Below are 14,119 nucleotides of genomic sequence, written 5' to 3' on the forward strand. Positions count from 1 at the left end.
TTAACCATAACACCAAGCGAAGGGTTGCCTTACCTCACAGATCAGTCGACGAGAGTCTCCCCCAGCGCCTCGAGATCCACGTCGGTCAACCCCTGGGTGCGCAGGTAGCCGATCGCGGACCCGAACTCGGCATCGATGGCCGCGAGCAGCGCACGCATGACGGGTGCGGGTGACGCCGTCGCGAGCTCGATCGCGTTCGGCGTGTCCAGATTGCGCGAGCGCATGTAGGCGAGAATCTGCCGGTTCCGCTCCTCAGGAAGCAGCGACGCGGTGAGCGCATAGTCATCGATGACGGCATCCCGATCCGCCCCCACGGCCGACAGTGCCAGCGCCACGGTCACACCCGTGCGGTCTTTCCCCACAGTGCAGTGCACGAGCGTGGATGGGCTCGACCCGATGATGCGCATCGCGTCGACGAGCTTGGGCCCTGCCTGGTCGACCAGGTGGCGATACATCTCAGTGAGACCCGCGTTCTCTGTGAAGAAAGATGCCACCGACCCCACGAACAGCGGCAGACGCGTCGTGGGAATGTCACGGATCGCGCTGGGCTCGCTGGACACCTCCATGTCATCGCGGAGATCGACGATGTGGTGCACGCTGCTGTGCAGGAACTCACTGCCCGCGCCGGTCAGGCCCGCGAGCTGCCCGGAGCGGAACAGCACACCATCGCGAACCCGGGAGTTGCCGACGGGGATACCACCGACGTCACGGAAGTTCGCGACCCCGGGAACGTCAAGGACGGTCATTTCGCCGCGCGCGGAGGCACCGGGTAGCGCCCTGCGATGACGATGCGGTTGAAGGAGTTGATCGAGACGCATGCCCAGCTGAGTGCGGCGTACTCCTTCTCGGTGAAGACGCTGCCGACACGGTTGTACACGTCGTCCGGGATTCCGTCTTCGCTGATGAAGGTGAAGGCCTCCGCGAGCTCGAGCGCCGCGCACTCGCGCTCGGAGAAGACACCGGATTCGCGCCAGGCCGGCAGCTGCGTCAGCGTGTCCACGTCGACGCCCGCCGCGACAGCGCGGTCAACGTGGATCCGCACGCAGAAGGCGCAGCCATTGAGCTGCGAGCAGTGGATCAGCACCAGCTCCTTGAGCCGGTCATCGATGCCGTTGGCCGTGCAGATCTCGTTGACGGTCTTGGAAAACGCATCCAGCGCCGCGTAGGCGGCGGGTTCGGTTCGAGACAGGTGCACGCGCTTCTCAGTCATATGCCCAGCCTACGACTCCGGATGCTGCGCGGTGGCGGTTCGACGCGAACGCGCAGCCCGCACAGCCGGCTCGCCGAAACCAGTAATGCTTAATTCAAACGATCAGAGCTGATCAGAACGCAAGCTTGTTGCGGCAATCACATTGGCAGATTGCTCCCCCGTTTCACCGGGGCCGCGTTCTCGGAGCACAATGGTGACGTGTCCACTCTGACAGAGTTCTCCTTCCTCGATGCGCAAGCGCAGACCTTGGGCGTCCCTGTCCCCCCGGTCGAGCGCCTCATGCTCACGCTCGACGACGGGCGCACGCTCAGCGCACTGCGATTCGGCGACGGCACACCGCAGGTGACGCTGCTCCACGGCGCCGGCCTGAACGCACACACCTGGGACGCCACAGCGCTCGCGCTCGGTCTGCCGGCCCTCGCGATCGACCTGCCCGGACACGGCGACTCCTCGTGGCGCGACGATCTCGACTACTCCGCACCGGCGATCGCACCCGACATCGCCGCGGCGCTGCGCGCATGGACCACCGCGCCGCAGGTGCTCATCGGTCAGTCCTTGGGCGGTCTCACCGCCGCACGCGTCGCCGCGCAGCATCCCGAACTCGTCCGCGAGGTCGTCGTCGTCGACATCACCCCCGGAATCGACACGAGCCATGGGCCTGCGATCCTGCGTGAGTTCTACGCCGGCCCCACCGACTACGCTTCCCGCGACGACCTCGTCGAGCGCGCACTGGCGTTCGGCATGGGCGGCTCGCGTGCCAACACCGAGCGCGGGGTCTTCCTCAACACACGCGTGCGCGCCGACGGACGTGTGGAGTGGAAGCACCACCTCGCGCACCTCGCTGCGACGACTTTCGCCGCCGACCCCGCACCGAACGCCAACGCTCCCGTGCTCCGCGCCGAAGGCTGGGACGACCTCGCCGCCGTGCGCGCGCCGCTCACCCTCGTGCGGGCCGCGCAGGGATTCGTCACGGAGACCGACGTCGAGGAATACCAGCGTCGCCTGCCAGGTTCCCACGTTGTGGTGTTCGAAGCCCCGCACAACGTCCAGGAGACAGCTCCCCGAGCGCTCGCAGACCTGGCACGGGCGTGCCTCAGCACCGCAGCCGACACGTCTCTATGACGCCGCATTCCGACGGCCCCGCTGGCCGCCGGTCACGCCCCTAAGCTCGTCTCACACAGTCACCCACGCAGCACCGCACGACCCCCGCATCGAGAGGACGCACGTCATGCTCCGCCGCTTCCAAGGCATCACCCTGCTCGCCGGCATCGCCGCAGCCGCTGTCATCCTGACCGCCTGCACCAGCGCGCCCGCGCCATCCCCGACCGCGACCTCATCAGGTACACCCGACCCGGATGCGACGATCACGGTCGGCCTGGTCCTCGAGCCGACCAACCTCGACATCCGCCGCACGAGCGGCGCCGCCCTCGAGCAGATCCTCATCGACAACATCTACGAGGGCCTGGTCACGCGTACGCAGGACAACGAGATCGAGCCGAGACTCGCCTCCGATTACACGGTCTCCCCGGACGGGCTCACCTACTCGTTCACGCTGAACGACGGCGTGACGTTCCACAGCGGCACGGCCCTCACTTCGGCCGACGTCGTCGCCTCGTTTCAGGCCGTGAAGGACGACCCCACGCTCCAGGGCAATGCCGACTTCGCGCAGGTCGCGACGATCGCCGCACCGGATGCGGCCACCGTCGAGATCACCCTGACCGAGCCGAACCAGAACTTCCTGTTCGCTCTGACCGGCCCCGGCGGCCTCGTCTTCCAGTCCGGGGACACCACCGACCTGAAGACCGCAGAGAACGGCACCGGCCCCTTCACGCTCTCCCGCTGGAACAAGGGCAGCACGATCACGTTCGCGAGAAACGACGCCTACTGGGGTGAGGCCGCCGGCGTCGCCGAGGTCGTCTTCGAGTACATTCCGGACTTCACCGCCGGCGTGAACGCAGCGATCGACGGCAGCCTCGACGTGCTCACCGCCGTCGATCCCAACCTCGCTCCGCAGCTGGAGCAGACGGGCGAGTTCGTTCTCACGACGGGCCGCACGACCGACAAGGGCACGCTCGCCTTCAACAACAAGAAGGCGCCGCTCGACGACATCCGCGTTCGCGAGGCATTGCGCCTGGCGATCGACCACAAGGCGCTTGTCGCCGCGGTCGGTGCCGGGCAGACGATGTTCGGCCCGATTCCCGAGCTGGATCCCGGCTTCGAGGACCTCTCCGACGTGATCTCGTACGACGTCGAGAAGGCGAAGTCGCTGCTCAAGGAGGCCGGTCACGAAGATCTCGACCTCACCCTGACGATCCCGAGCTTCTACGGCACGACCGTGCCGAAGGTGCTCGTGTCGGACTTCGCGAAGGTCGGCGTGAATCTCGAGGTCAAGTCCGTCGAGTTCGCGACCTGGCTCGAAGACGTCTACACGAACCGGGACTACGACCTCAGCTTCGTGCTGCACGTCGAACCGCGCGACTTCGGCAACTTCGCGAACCCCGACTACTACTTCGGCTACGACAACCCGAAGGTGCAGGCGCTGTACGCCGAGGCGCTGGCCGAGACGGATGCGGATGCGTCCGCCGCCCTTCTCGCCGAGGCTGCCCGTCTCGTCTCTGAGGACCACGCCGCCGATTGGCTGTACAACGGTGCGACGATCACGGCTCTCGTGCCGGGCGTCTCCGGCTTCCCGCAGGACTCCATCAACTCCCGCATCAACCTGCAGGATGTGACGGTCGCCGCGAAGTGATCCGCTACGCGCTCACCCGAGGAGCCCTGCTGATTGCAGGGCTCCTCGTGGCGAGCGTGGTCATCTTCCTCTCTCTGCGTGTCTTCCCCGGAGACGTGGCACAGCTCATCGCCGGAAGCGAGGCCACACCCGCCCAGGTTCAGGCGATCCGTGAGGCTCTCGGACTCGAGCGCCCGCTGTTCGCCCAGTACGGCGACTGGATCGGCGGACTCTTCCGCGGCGACCTCGGTGTCTCCATGCTCACCGGTGCCTCGGTGGGCGAGGAACTCCTACAGAAGGCGCAGGTCACGGTTCCGCTGGGTCTCATGGCGATGATCATCGCCTTCGTGATCGCGGTGCCTCTGGGCATCCTCGCGGCGCTCCTGCGCGGCCGCGCGGGAGGAACGGCGATGAACGTCGGCGCGCAGGCCGTTGCTGCCGTGCCCGTGATCTGGGCCGGAATGATGCTCGTCGTCGTCTTCGCCGTGTGGCTGGGCTGGCTCCCCGCGCAGGGCTTTCCGCGCGCTGGCTGGGCGGAGCCCTGGCAGGCCGTCCGCGCGCTCCTCCTGCCGGCTCTCACGATCGGGATCGTCGAGGGCGCGATGCTCATGCGCTTCGTGCGCAGTGCGACGCTGCAGGCGGCGAGCCAGGACTTCGTCCGCACCGCTGCCGCGAAGGGCCTCACCCGCACGGCGGCGCTCGTGCGCCACGGAATCCCCGCTGTTGGCCTCTCGATCATCACGGTCCTGGGGCTCCAGGTCGCCGGCATCGTCGTCGGCTCCGTCGTGATCGAACAGCTCTTCACCCTGCCCGGAATCGGACGGATGCTGGTGACCGACGTCGGCACGCGCGATCTCGTGAAGGTGCAGAGCGAGCTTCTCGTGCTGACCGGATTCGTTCTCGTGATCGGCTTCCTCGTCGATCTCGTGCATCATGTGATCGACCCCCGACAGCGGGAGGCCGCATGAGCACGCGCCGTCGCCATGCCTGGTGGCACCGCCTGTGGGCCACGAGCACCGGACGCTTCGGGGTCATCGTCGTCGCGGTGATCGCCCTCACCGCGCTGGTGTCCCTGTTCTGGACGCCCTTCGATCCGAAGGAGGCGAATGTCGCGAACCGCTGGCAGACGCCCAACTGGCCGCACCTGCTCGGCACGGATGGCACAGGCCACGACATCCTGAGCCTTGTCATGGCCGGCGCGCAGACGACGGTCTTCGTCGCGATCGGGTCGGGCATCGTGGCCACGCTCGTCGGCATCGCGCTCGGCGCACTCGGTGCACTCACCGCGCGGTGGGTGCGTGAGACGGTGGCCGTGCTCGTCGACATCCTGATCGCCTTCCCCGTTCTGATCATCGCGATGATGATCTCCTCCGTATGGGGAGGTTCGCTCTGGGTCGTGATCTGGTCGGTCGGGATCGGATTCGGGGTGAACATCGCCCGCGTCACACGTCCCGAGCTTCGCCGCGTGCAGCAGAGCGATTTCGTCGTCGCCGGACGCGCCTCCGGGTTGACTCCCGCGCAGAACCTCGCGCAGCACCTGCTCCCCAACGTCGCGCCGGTCTTCATCGTTCAACTTTCCTGGTCGATGGCGGTAGCGGTCCTCGCCGAAGCAGGACTGTCGTATCTCGGCTTCGGGGCCTCCATCGTCGAGCCGTCCTGGGGAATCCTGCTGGCTGACCTGCAGCGCTACATCACGCTGCATCCGCTCTCCGTCGTCTGGCCCGGTCTTGCCATCACGCTCACGGTCCTCGCCCTCAACCTGCTGGGCGACGGACTGCGCGAGGCCACGGATCCGACGCTGCGTCAGAGTTCCCGCGCCCGCGCCGCGCGCGCCCACGTACCGGAGGTGATCGCATGAGCCTCGATGTGCGCGACCTGGTCATCGAGATCGACGGTCGCCGTGTCGTCGACGGCGTCTCGTTCTCCGTTCCCGACGGCGCACGGCTCGGCCTCATCGGAGAGTCCGGCTCGGGCAAGTCGCTCACGGCACTTGCGATCCTGGGTCTCCTTCCGGAGGGCGCATCCGCTTCCGGCAGCATCCGCTGGAACGACCGTGAACTCATCGGCCTCCCCGACCGCGAGCTCGCGACGATCCGGGGTGACGAGATCGGCATCGTGTTCCAGGAGCCGCGCACCGCTCTCAACCCGATCCGCACCGTGGGGCGCCAGATCGCGGAGTCGATCCGCATCCACAACCGCATCACGCGCGCCGAAGCGAAGGCACGCGCGATTCAGGAGGCCGAGCGCGTGCGCCTGCCGGATCCGCCGTCGATCATCGACCGCTACCCGCACCAGCTCTCCGGCGGGCAGCGTCAGCGTGTCGCCCTCGCCATCGCGCTGGCCGCGCGGCCGCGGCTGCTGATCGCGGACGAGCCGACGACGGCACTTGACGTCACGATTCAAGCGGAGATCCTGGAGCTGCTGCTCTCACTCGTCTCCTCCGAGGGGCTGTCGCTCGTGTTCATCACGCATGACCTCGCGGTGCTCGCGCAGGTCGCGACCCACGCGGTGGTGCTCGAGCACGGAAGAGTCGTGGAAGAAGGGCCGGTCGAGGTGCTGCTGAGCGCGCCCTCCTCCCCCATCACCCAGGGCCTGCTGCGCGATGCGACCGCCACCCTCTGGCGCCCCTCCGACTCCGGGGAGAGCGCATGACGACCGAGCCCCTCATCCAGACACGCGGACTGACACGCACCTTCCGCGTGCCGCGCCGATCGATCGGCGAGCCGCGTCGGACGATGACCGCGCTCGAGCCCACCGACCTCGACATCCGCGCGGGTGAGTCGCTCGGCATCATCGGAGAATCCGGATCGGGGAAGTCCACGCTGGTCCGAATCCTGCTCGGCCTCGATGCACCGACAACCGGAACGGTCACCGTCGGCGGCACCGTCGTCGATACGACGAAATCCGCGCGTGCGCTGCGCTGGCTGCGCCGCGAGACCGGGCTCGTGTTCCAGGATCCCTATGCGTCGCTGGACCCTCGGATGACGGCAGGCCGCAGCATCTCCGAGCCGCTGCGCGCGCTGGAGATCCCGGGCGACCACCGCGCCCGTGTCGCGGAGGTGCTGACCCAGGTGGGCCTCGAACCCGACATGGCCGATCGCTTCCCGCACGAGTTCTCGGGCGGTCAGCGCCAGCGTGTCGCCCTGGCGCGGGCGATCGCGCATCGCCCGCGCATCCTCGTCGGCGATGAGCCGCTCTCGGCACTCGACGTGACTGTTCGCGCTCAGATCATCGAGCTGCTGCGGGAGCTGCGCCGCACGGAGGATCTGACCCTCGTGCTCGTCTCGCACGACATCGGCGTCGTGCAGAACCTCTGCGACAGCGTCGCCGTGATGAAGGACGGGATGATCGTCGAACACGGCGCGACCGCGGATGTGCTGCGCGCACCGCAGCATCCGTACACCCGCGCTCTGCTCGCCGCGATTCCGGTCATCCCCCAGCGCGCGGAGTAGCCGGTCTCAGCGGGAGCGTCGTGGCAGCGACTTCTGCAGGTACACCGTTCCGAGACTGCGGCCGAACTTGTAGCCGACCCCGCCCATGCGCCCCACCTCGACGAAGCCGAACTTGCGGTGCAGTGCGAGGGATCCTTCTGCTCCCGAATCGCTCACGACTGCGACGATCTCCCGAAGACCCGCCTCGATGGACGCGTCGATGAGGGCCTGCAGCAGTGCCGTGCCGAGTCCCTTGCCTCCTGCGCTCGGGCCGAGATAGATCGAGTTCTCGACCGTGAAACGGTAGGCCGACTTCGAGGCCCACGGCTGGACGAGGGCGTAGCCGAGCACCTGCCCGGACGGCGAGACCGCGACGAGGAACGGGAGCTTCGCGCGCGAGAGGGTGGCGAACTTGTCACGCCAGTACCGGAGGGTCGAGGGCTTCTCGTCGAACGTGATCACCGTGTTGGTCACGTAGTGGTCGTAGATCGCACGCACATGCGGAAGGTCTGCGGCGACGGCGCGGCGAATCGTGTACGCAAACGTGTCGGGAAGGCTGGGCGGAACACGGCGGCGGCGCGGGAAGAGCCACCCCAGGGGCGCGAGATCGGAGGGCACGGCGTCAGTCCTCCGCACGCAGGAGCGACAGCAGGTCGGCCGACTCACCGGCGGTCTCGACCCGCCAGTCGATGGGCTCCGCGCCCTGCGCACGCAGGAGCGCATTCACGCGCGAGAACGGACGTGAGCCGAAGAAGCCGCGCCGGGCCGACAGCGGCGACGGATGCGCAGAAGCGACGATCGCCGTGTCTCCGAGAAGAGGGCGCAAGGACTCGGCATCCTTTCCCCACAGCACCGCGACAAGCGGTTCGTCCCGCGCGACGAGAGCACGGATCGCGCACGCGGTGACCTCTTCCCACCCCCAGCCGCGATGCGACCCCGCTGCGCCCGGGCGCACAGTGAGAACGCGGTTCAGCAGCAGCACACCCTGGTCGCTCCAAGCCGAGAGATCGCCGTGCGGGGCCGGAGCGATTCCGAGGTCGTCCTGGAGCTCGCGATAGATGTTACCGAGACTGCGCGGCAGCGGACGCACGGCGCGGTCGACGGCGAACGAGAGTCCGACCGGATGCCCGGGCGTCGGGTAGGGGTCCTGACCGACGATCAGCACCCGCACCCGGTGAAACGGTTGCTCGAAGGCGCGGAGAACTCGCTGCGGTTCAGGCAGGTAGCCGGCGGGATCATCCCGGAGACGCGCGCTGATTGCGGTGATCTCCCCCGCAACCGGGGCGAGTGCCTCCGCCCAGTCCGGACAGATCGGGCTCTCTGTACCTGTGAGCGCGAACCCCTGTGGCATCCGCTCAGACCTCGGGCTGCACCCGCAGCGGCCCGCGGGCCAGCAGGTGCTGTGCGGACTGCGCGACCGGACGCATCGTGATCAGGTCGAGGTTCACATGCCCGGGGCTGCCGAGCGCGTAGGCGATGACGTCCGCGACATCATCGGCGACGAGCGGCGCCTCGACGCCGGCGTAGACGGATTCCGCAGCCTGCACATCGCCGCCGAGACGCTTGAGAGTGAACTCTTCCGTGTGCACCATGCCCGGCGCGATCTCGACGACGCGAATCGGCTCGCCGTTGAGTTCTTGGCGCAGGACCTTCACGAGCATGGATTCCGCAGCCTTGGCTGCGTTGTAGCCGGAGCCGCCGGGATAGGCCACCTGCGCGGCCGTCGAAGTCACGAAGAGCGTGTCGGCGTGGCCGTCCGAGGCCGCGGCACGACGCAGCAGCGGAAGGAGGGAGGCGACCAGCATCTGCGCGGAGAGCACATTGGCCTCGTACATCCATCGCCAGTCGTCGAGTCGACCGTTCTCCACGCGATCGGTGCCGCGGGCACCTCCGGCGATATGCACGAGCGCGTGCACCGCGCCCGTCGCCTCGAGTTCTTCGGCGAGCGCCGCCACGGCGTCGGGATCGGTGAGGTCGGCAGCGATCGCCGTCGCTCCGGTCTCGTCTGCGAGCGCCTGCAACCGGTCGGCACGGCGTGCGACGCCGACGACGTCCCACCCCTGTGCGCGGAGGGCGCGTACCGTCGCGGCGCCGATTCCTGAGCTTGCGCCCGTCACCACGGCGCGTCGAGTCACTGCCTGCGTGTTCACCATGGGATCCACCGTACGACGAACCGGCGACATCCTCGCGGATTCGGGGCGCTCGGCGGCTTCCGATCGTGTTACGTCACATTTCCCCCGCGTTGTTGACAAACCCGGCACTCTCTAGCCTGGTCACATCGACCCCGGTCGACCACGATCCTCGGAACCGTTCCGCGGAACGGATCCACCCACCCGCCTCCCCTGCGGATCATCCGCACCTACCCAAGGAGAACATGATGTCCGCAGAGAACTGGCGCTTCGAGACCAAGCAGATCCACTCGGGCGCAGCGCCCGACCCGGTCACCAAGGCCCGCGCGACGCCGATCTACCAGACCACGTCCTACGTCTTCGACAACGCAGACCACGCCGCGAACCTCTTCGCACTGGCAGAGTTCGGCAACATCTACACGCGCATCCAGAACCCGACCCAGGATGTGCTCGAGCAGCGCCTCGCCGCCCTCGAAGGCGGCACCGGCGCCCTCGTCCTCGCCAGCGGCCAGGCCGCGGCCACCTTCGCGGTGCTCAACATCGCGCAGGCCGGCGATCACATCGTCTCCTCGTCGTCGATCTACGGCGGCACCTACAACCTCTTCAAGTACACGCTCGCGAAGCTCGGCATCGAGGTCACCTTCGTCGAGAACCAGGACGACGCAGAAGAGTGGCGCGCCGCGCTGCGCCCGAACACCAAGCTGTTCTTCGCCGAGACGATCGGCAACCCGAAGATCAACGTGCTCGACATCCGCACGGTCGCCGACATCGCCCACGAGGGCGGTGTGCCGCTCATCGTCGACAACACGATCGCGACGCCGTTCCTGATCCGTCCCTTCGAGCACGGCGCAGACATCGTCGTGCACTCGGTCACCAAGTTCCTCGGCGGCCACGGCACCACGATCGGTGGCGCAATCATCGACGGCGGATCCTTCGCGTGGTCGCAGAACGTCGAGAAGTTCCCGGGTCTGACCGAGCCCGACCCCTCGTACCACGGCGCGTCGTACACGACGGCAGTGGGCGACGGCCTGGCCTACATCATCAAGGCGCGCGTGCAGCTGCTGCGTGACCTCGGCTCGGCGATCTCGCCGCAGAGCGCCTGGAATCTCATCCAGGGCATCGAGACGCTGTCGCTGCGCATCGAGCGTCACGTGCAGAACGCGCAGGAGATCGCGGAGTGGCTCGACAACCACGATGACATCGCCTCGGTGAACTACTCGGGTCTGCCGTCCTCGCCCTGGTACGCGGCCGCGAACACCTACTCGCCGAAGGGCGTCGGCGCGGTCCTGTCGTTCGAGCTCAAGGGCGGTGTCGAGGCGGGTCGCGAGTTCGTGAACAGCCTGTCGCTGTTCAGCCACCTCGCCAACATCGGCGATGTGCGCTCGCTCGTCATCCACCCGGCATCCACGACGCACTCGCAGCTGACGCCGGAGCAGCAGCTCACCACGGGCGTGACCCCGGGCCTGGTGCGCCTGTCGGTCGGCCTCGAGAACATCGAAGACCTCAAGGCTGACCTCGAGCAGGCACTCGCCGCGGCACGTCGCGTGTCGGAGGCGGCTCGCGCCTGAGTCCACAGTGAACGGCGGATGCCTCGGAGACCCGCTCTCCGAGGCATCCGCCGTCTGCGCTCACACGTCCCCTTCCGTCTGACGGCGCATTCGTCCGTAACGGTCCGAAGAACCCTGCGAATCCGGGAGAGAATGGGCATATGGATTGGCAGTCGACCTCTGAAGACACGGTGCCCTCGGCGCCGGTGACCGAGGCGGATGCTCGGCTCCTCCGTGCACGCCCGCCGGCAACCGGCGCGTGGCGTGACGGCGATCCCGACGGCGAACGTGAGTTCGCCTCCCTCGGAGCCTTCCGTACGGAAGGCGGCGAGCAGCTGCCCGCGATCCGCCTTGCCTACGAGACCTGGGGGACGCTCAACGAGGCCCGCGACAACGCGGTGCTGATCCTGCACGCACTCACCGGCGACAGCCACGTCGTCGGGGAGGCCGGGCCCGGCCATCCCACGAACGGATGGTGGGGCGACATCGTCGCTCCCGGTGGTGCGATCGACACGGATCGCTGGTTCGTGATCGCGCCGAACATCCTCGGCGGATGCCAGGGGTCGACAGGTCCCGCAAGCATCGCCCCCGACGGCTACGAGTGGGCGTCGCGCTTCCCCTATCTGACCGTACGCGACCAGGTCTCGGCACAGATCATGCTCGCCGACCAGCTCGGCATCGACCGATGGGCGGCGGTGATCGGCGGCTCGATGGGCGGCATGCACGCCCTGGAGTGGGCGGTGACGGTTCCCGAGCGGGTCGAGCGACTCGCGATCCTGTCGTCTCCACCCGTCACGACCGCCGACCAGCTCGCCCTGAACTTCGTGCAGCTGGAGACCGTGCGCATGGACCCGCGCTTCGCCGGCGGCGAGTACTACGATGCGCCGATCGGCGAGGGCCCGCACCGCGGTCTCGCACTGGCGCGGCGCATGGCGCTGCTCAACTACCGGAGTCCGATCGAACTCAATCAGCGGTTCCAGCGCTCGTGGCAATCGGAGGTGTCACCGCTCGGACACGGCGGACGCTTCGCCGTCGAGTCCTACCTCGACTTCCACGGCAACAAGTTCACGCGCCGTTTCGATGCGAACAGCTACCTCACGCTCGTCGAGGCCATGAACTCGCACGATGTCGGGCGCGACCGCGGCGGTGTCGAAGACGCACTGCGGCGTGTCACCGCGAAGACGCTCGTTCTCGGCATCGACAGCGACCGACTGTTCCCCGTCGACGGGCAGCACCGTATCGCCCGTGGCATCCCGCACACCCTCGACGGCAACCAGGCGGTGGTCCTCAACAGCGACTTCGGCCACGACGGCTTCCTCATCGAGACCGACGAGGTCAGCGCGCACCTGCGCCGTCTGCTCGACAGCTGATTCTCGTCAGGCGTTCGCGGGCAGAGTCGTTCCCGCACCACGCTGGCGCGCCACCGCACGTCCACGGGGGCCTTCTGTCGGATCCGCCCGGTCAGCGACGACGAAGCCGTTGTCGCGGATGAGTTCGAGATCAGACGCTGCGGCCTGTCCCTCTGCGGTGAGATAGTCGCCCAGGAACATCGAGGTCGCCAGGTGGAGCGCGAGCCCCTGGAGCGTCCGCAGATGCAGCTCTCTTCCTCCCGCGAGCCGCACCGCCGCTGTCGGACAAGCGAAGCGCGCGAGGGCGACGATGCGCAGGCAGTGTGCGGGAGTGAGCTCCCACCTGCCCTCCATGGGTGTGCCGTCGAAAGGCACGAGGAAGTTGATCGGGATCGAGTCAGCGCCCAGCGCACGCAAGGCGAAGATCGCCTCGATGACCTGCTCGTTCGACTCTCCCATGCCGACGATGAGACCACTGCAGGGTGACAGCCCTGCAGCAGCCGCGCGGGTGATCGTATCGACACGATCGACGTAGGTGTGGGTCTGCACGATCTCCTCGTGGAACGACTCCGCCGTGTTGATGTTGTGGTTGTAGGCGTCGACGCCGGCATCCGCGAGCTTCTCCGCCTGTCCTTCCTTCAGTAGCCCCAGGCAGGCGCAGACCTCGACCGAGGGTTGTGCGGCTTTGATCGCACTCGCCGTGTCGACGACACGATCGACGTCGCGATTCATCGGTCCGCGACCACTGGCGACGAGACACACACGCGACGCACCTCCGCGGATGCCTGCTTCGGCCTGTGCGACGGCCTCTGCGGGATCCAGCCAGGAGTACTTAAGGATCTGTGCCTGCGAGCCGAGCGCCTGCGAGCAGTAGTGGCAGTTCTCGGGGCAGAGTCCCGACTTCAGATTGACGAGGTAGTTGAGCGTGACGCGATTTCCGAAGTGCGCGCGGCGGATTCGGCTGCCCGCGGCGACGAGCGCGAGAAGCTCGTCGTCCGGACAGTCCAGGATCATTCGCGCATGTTCCGGGCTGAGTTCACCGCCGTCGAGAACATCGACGGCGAGCGCGTCGAAGCGACTCACCGACGCGGGCCTTCCACGCGCGCGACAAGGCGCCACGCTGCGGGAAGCAACCCACCGAGCGTAAGCACCTTGAGCGCGTCACCGAGGAGGAACGGGACGACGCCGAGCAGGAAGGCCTGACCGAGGTCGATCTGCAGAGAGAACGCCAGCCACGGCACCCCGCACAGGTACAGGGACAACGTTCCGATCGCACCGAGTGCGAGGGTCGTCAGCACACGACGGTCGGCCCGGCGTCGCGCGAGCTGGCCGACGATGAACGCCGCGACCACGTACCCGACGATGTATCCGAACGTCGGCAGCAGGACGCCACTGGCACCGCCCGCGAACACGGGGGCTCCCATCGCGCCGATGGCGAGGTAGAGGAGCGCGCTGGCTGCGCCCCGTGCGGGGCCGAGCGCAGAACCCGTCGCCATGACGCCGAGGGTGGCGAGAGTGATAGGCACCGGGGTGAACGGCAGAGGCACGATCGCAAATGCCGACAGCGTGATGAGCACCGTGCCCGCGAGGACGAGCGCGACATCCCGCGCCCAGGCGCCGGCCCAGGCATCTGCGAGATAGCGCCGAGGGGATTCGAGAGAGACAGCGGTCATGACACACACCTTCCTGAACACCGTTCACGTGAACGGTGTTCAGGAGCTTACC

15 protein-coding genes are annotated in these 14,119 nt (G+C 67.7%); 8 read left to right on the forward strand and 7 right to left on the reverse strand.

Annotated elements, in window-relative coordinates; genetic code table 11:
• Positions 1 to 41: 41 nt before the first annotated feature.
• The gene (locus tag AC1REM_RS13880) at positions 42 to 746 is read right to left on the reverse strand and encodes a tyrosine-protein phosphatase (RefSeq protein ID WP_492515133.1); all 705 of its coding nucleotides are present in this window, start codon (positions 744 to 746) and stop codon (positions 42 to 44) included.
• Entirely contained in the window at positions 743 to 1,210 is a 468-nt protein-coding gene (locus tag AC1REM_RS13885) for a carboxymuconolactone decarboxylase family protein (protein WP_492515134.1), read from the reverse strand. Before AC1REM_RS13885 ends, AC1REM_RS13880 begins: the two co-directional genes overlap by 4 nt.
• Before the next feature lie 207 nt (positions 1,211 to 1,417).
• Here AC1REM_RS13885 and AC1REM_RS13890 point away from each other — a divergent pair, with 207 nt between their 5' ends.
• The 6 genes from AC1REM_RS13890 to AC1REM_RS13915 all read left to right on the forward strand — a co-directional run bounded on the left by AC1REM_RS13890 (position 1,418) and on the right by AC1REM_RS13915 (position 7,390).
• On the forward strand, positions 1,418 to 2,332 hold the full coding sequence (locus tag AC1REM_RS13890; RefSeq protein ID WP_492515500.1) for an alpha/beta fold hydrolase: 915 nt from the start codon (positions 1,418 to 1,420) through the stop codon (positions 2,330 to 2,332).
• Positions 2,333 to 2,438: 106 nt separating this feature from the next.
• Positions 2,439 to 3,959 carry an ABC transporter substrate-binding protein gene (locus AC1REM_RS13895; RefSeq protein WP_492515135.1) on the forward strand — a complete coding sequence of 507 codons (1,521 nt, stop codon included), beginning with the start codon at positions 2,439 to 2,441 and terminating at the stop codon, positions 3,957 to 3,959.
• Positions 3,956 to 4,906, forward strand: coding sequence for an ABC transporter permease (locus AC1REM_RS13900; protein WP_492515136.1), 951 nt, complete (start codon positions 3,956 to 3,958; stop codon positions 4,904 to 4,906). The genes AC1REM_RS13895 and AC1REM_RS13900 overlap by 4 nt, the downstream gene beginning before the upstream one ends.
• On the forward strand, positions 4,903 to 5,796 hold the full coding sequence (locus AC1REM_RS13905) for an ABC transporter permease (protein ID WP_492515137.1): 894 nt from the start codon (positions 4,903 to 4,905) through the stop codon (positions 5,794 to 5,796). The genes AC1REM_RS13900 and AC1REM_RS13905 overlap by 4 nt, the downstream gene beginning before the upstream one ends.
• A complete protein-coding gene (locus AC1REM_RS13910) occupies positions 5,793 to 6,590 on the forward strand; it encodes an ABC transporter ATP-binding protein (RefSeq protein WP_492515138.1) in 798 nt (265 codons plus the stop codon). The genes AC1REM_RS13905 and AC1REM_RS13910 overlap by 4 nt, the downstream gene beginning before the upstream one ends.
• On the forward strand, positions 6,587 to 7,390 hold the full coding sequence (locus tag AC1REM_RS13915) for an ABC transporter ATP-binding protein (protein WP_492515139.1): 804 nt from the start codon (positions 6,587 to 6,589) through the stop codon (positions 7,388 to 7,390). Before AC1REM_RS13910 ends, AC1REM_RS13915 begins: the two co-directional genes overlap by 4 nt.
• A gap of 6 nt (positions 7,391 to 7,396) precedes the next feature.
• Here AC1REM_RS13915 and AC1REM_RS13920 read toward each other — a convergent pair whose 3' ends face one another.
• Genes AC1REM_RS13920 through AC1REM_RS13930 form a run of 3 tightly spaced genes read right to left on the reverse strand, consistent with a single transcriptional unit; the run spans position 7,397 to position 9,522 of the window.
• Positions 7,397 to 7,987 (reverse strand): GNAT family N-acetyltransferase, encoded by a 591-nt coding sequence (locus AC1REM_RS13920; RefSeq protein ID WP_492515140.1) that lies wholly within the window; start codon positions 7,985 to 7,987, stop codon positions 7,397 to 7,399.
• Between the two features lie 4 nt (positions 7,988 to 7,991).
• Positions 7,992 to 8,720 carry a uracil-DNA glycosylase gene (locus tag AC1REM_RS13925; protein WP_492515141.1) on the reverse strand — a complete coding sequence of 243 codons (729 nt, stop codon included), beginning with the start codon at positions 8,718 to 8,720 and terminating at the stop codon, positions 7,992 to 7,994.
• 4 nt (positions 8,721 to 8,724) lie between these two features.
• Positions 8,725 to 9,522, reverse strand: coding sequence for an SDR family oxidoreductase (locus AC1REM_RS13930; protein WP_492515142.1), 798 nt, complete (start codon positions 9,520 to 9,522; stop codon positions 8,725 to 8,727).
• A 221-nt stretch (positions 9,523 to 9,743) separates the two neighbouring features.
• Between AC1REM_RS13930 and AC1REM_RS13935 the strand changes: the two genes are divergently transcribed.
• Complete coding sequence (locus tag AC1REM_RS13935; protein WP_454127529.1) at positions 9,744 to 11,066, forward strand: bifunctional o-acetylhomoserine/o-acetylserine sulfhydrylase; 1,323 nt, start codon at positions 9,744 to 9,746, stop codon at positions 11,064 to 11,066.
• A gap of 140 nt (positions 11,067 to 11,206) precedes the next feature.
• The gene (metX, locus tag AC1REM_RS13940) at positions 11,207 to 12,415 is read left to right on the forward strand and encodes a homoserine O-acetyltransferase MetX (protein WP_492515143.1); all 1,209 of its coding nucleotides are present in this window, start codon (positions 11,207 to 11,209) and stop codon (positions 12,413 to 12,415) included.
• A gap of 6 nt (positions 12,416 to 12,421) precedes the next feature.
• On the opposite strand, the gene bioB is transcribed toward metX, so the two are convergent.
• Together bioB and AC1REM_RS13950 are read right to left on the reverse strand one after the other, a co-directional pair.
• Positions 12,422 to 13,477, reverse strand: a complete 1,056-nt coding sequence (bioB, locus tag AC1REM_RS13945) for a biotin synthase BioB (RefSeq protein WP_492515144.1) — start codon at positions 13,475 to 13,477, stop codon at positions 12,422 to 12,424.
• On the reverse strand, positions 13,474 to 14,067 hold the full coding sequence (locus AC1REM_RS13950) for a biotin transporter BioY (protein WP_492515145.1): 594 nt from the start codon (positions 14,065 to 14,067) through the stop codon (positions 13,474 to 13,476). Before AC1REM_RS13950 ends, bioB begins: the two co-directional genes overlap by 4 nt.
• Positions 14,068 to 14,119: the final 52 nt, after the last annotated feature.

Source organism: Microbacterium sp. GW823-FHT02G05, assembly GCF_058797175.1.

Coding starts and splice junctions, on each gene's coding strand:
- AC1REM_RS13880 (WP_492515133.1), bottom strand. CDS start 746: ATGACCGTCCTTGACGTTCCCGGGGTCGCGAACTTCCGTGACGTCGGT.
- AC1REM_RS13885 (WP_492515134.1), bottom strand. CDS start 1,210: ATGACTGAGAAGCGCGTGCACCTGTCTCGAACCGAACCCGCCGCCTAC.
- AC1REM_RS13895 (WP_492515135.1), top strand. CDS start 2,439: ATGCTCCGCCGCTTCCAAGGCATCACCCTGCTCGCCGGCATCGCCGCA.
- AC1REM_RS13905 (WP_492515137.1), top strand. CDS start 4,903: ATGAGCACGCGCCGTCGCCATGCCTGGTGGCACCGCCTGTGGGCCACG.
- AC1REM_RS13910 (WP_492515138.1), top strand. CDS start 5,793: ATGAGCCTCGATGTGCGCGACCTGGTCATCGAGATCGACGGTCGCCGT.
- AC1REM_RS13915 (WP_492515139.1), top strand. CDS start 6,587: ATGACGACCGAGCCCCTCATCCAGACACGCGGACTGACACGCACCTTC.
- AC1REM_RS13925 (WP_492515141.1), bottom strand. CDS start 8,720: ATGCCACAGGGGTTCGCGCTCACAGGTACAGAGAGCCCGATCTGTCCG.
- AC1REM_RS13930 (WP_492515142.1), bottom strand. CDS start 9,522: ATGGTGAACACGCAGGCAGTGACTCGACGCGCCGTGGTGACGGGCGCA.
- AC1REM_RS13935 (WP_454127529.1), top strand. CDS start 9,744: ATGATGTCCGCAGAGAACTGGCGCTTCGAGACCAAGCAGATCCACTCG.
- metX (WP_492515143.1), top strand. CDS start 11,207: ATGGATTGGCAGTCGACCTCTGAAGACACGGTGCCCTCGGCGCCGGTG.
- AC1REM_RS13950 (WP_492515145.1), bottom strand. CDS start 14,067: ATGACCGCTGTCTCTCTCGAATCCCCTCGGCGCTATCTCGCAGATGCC.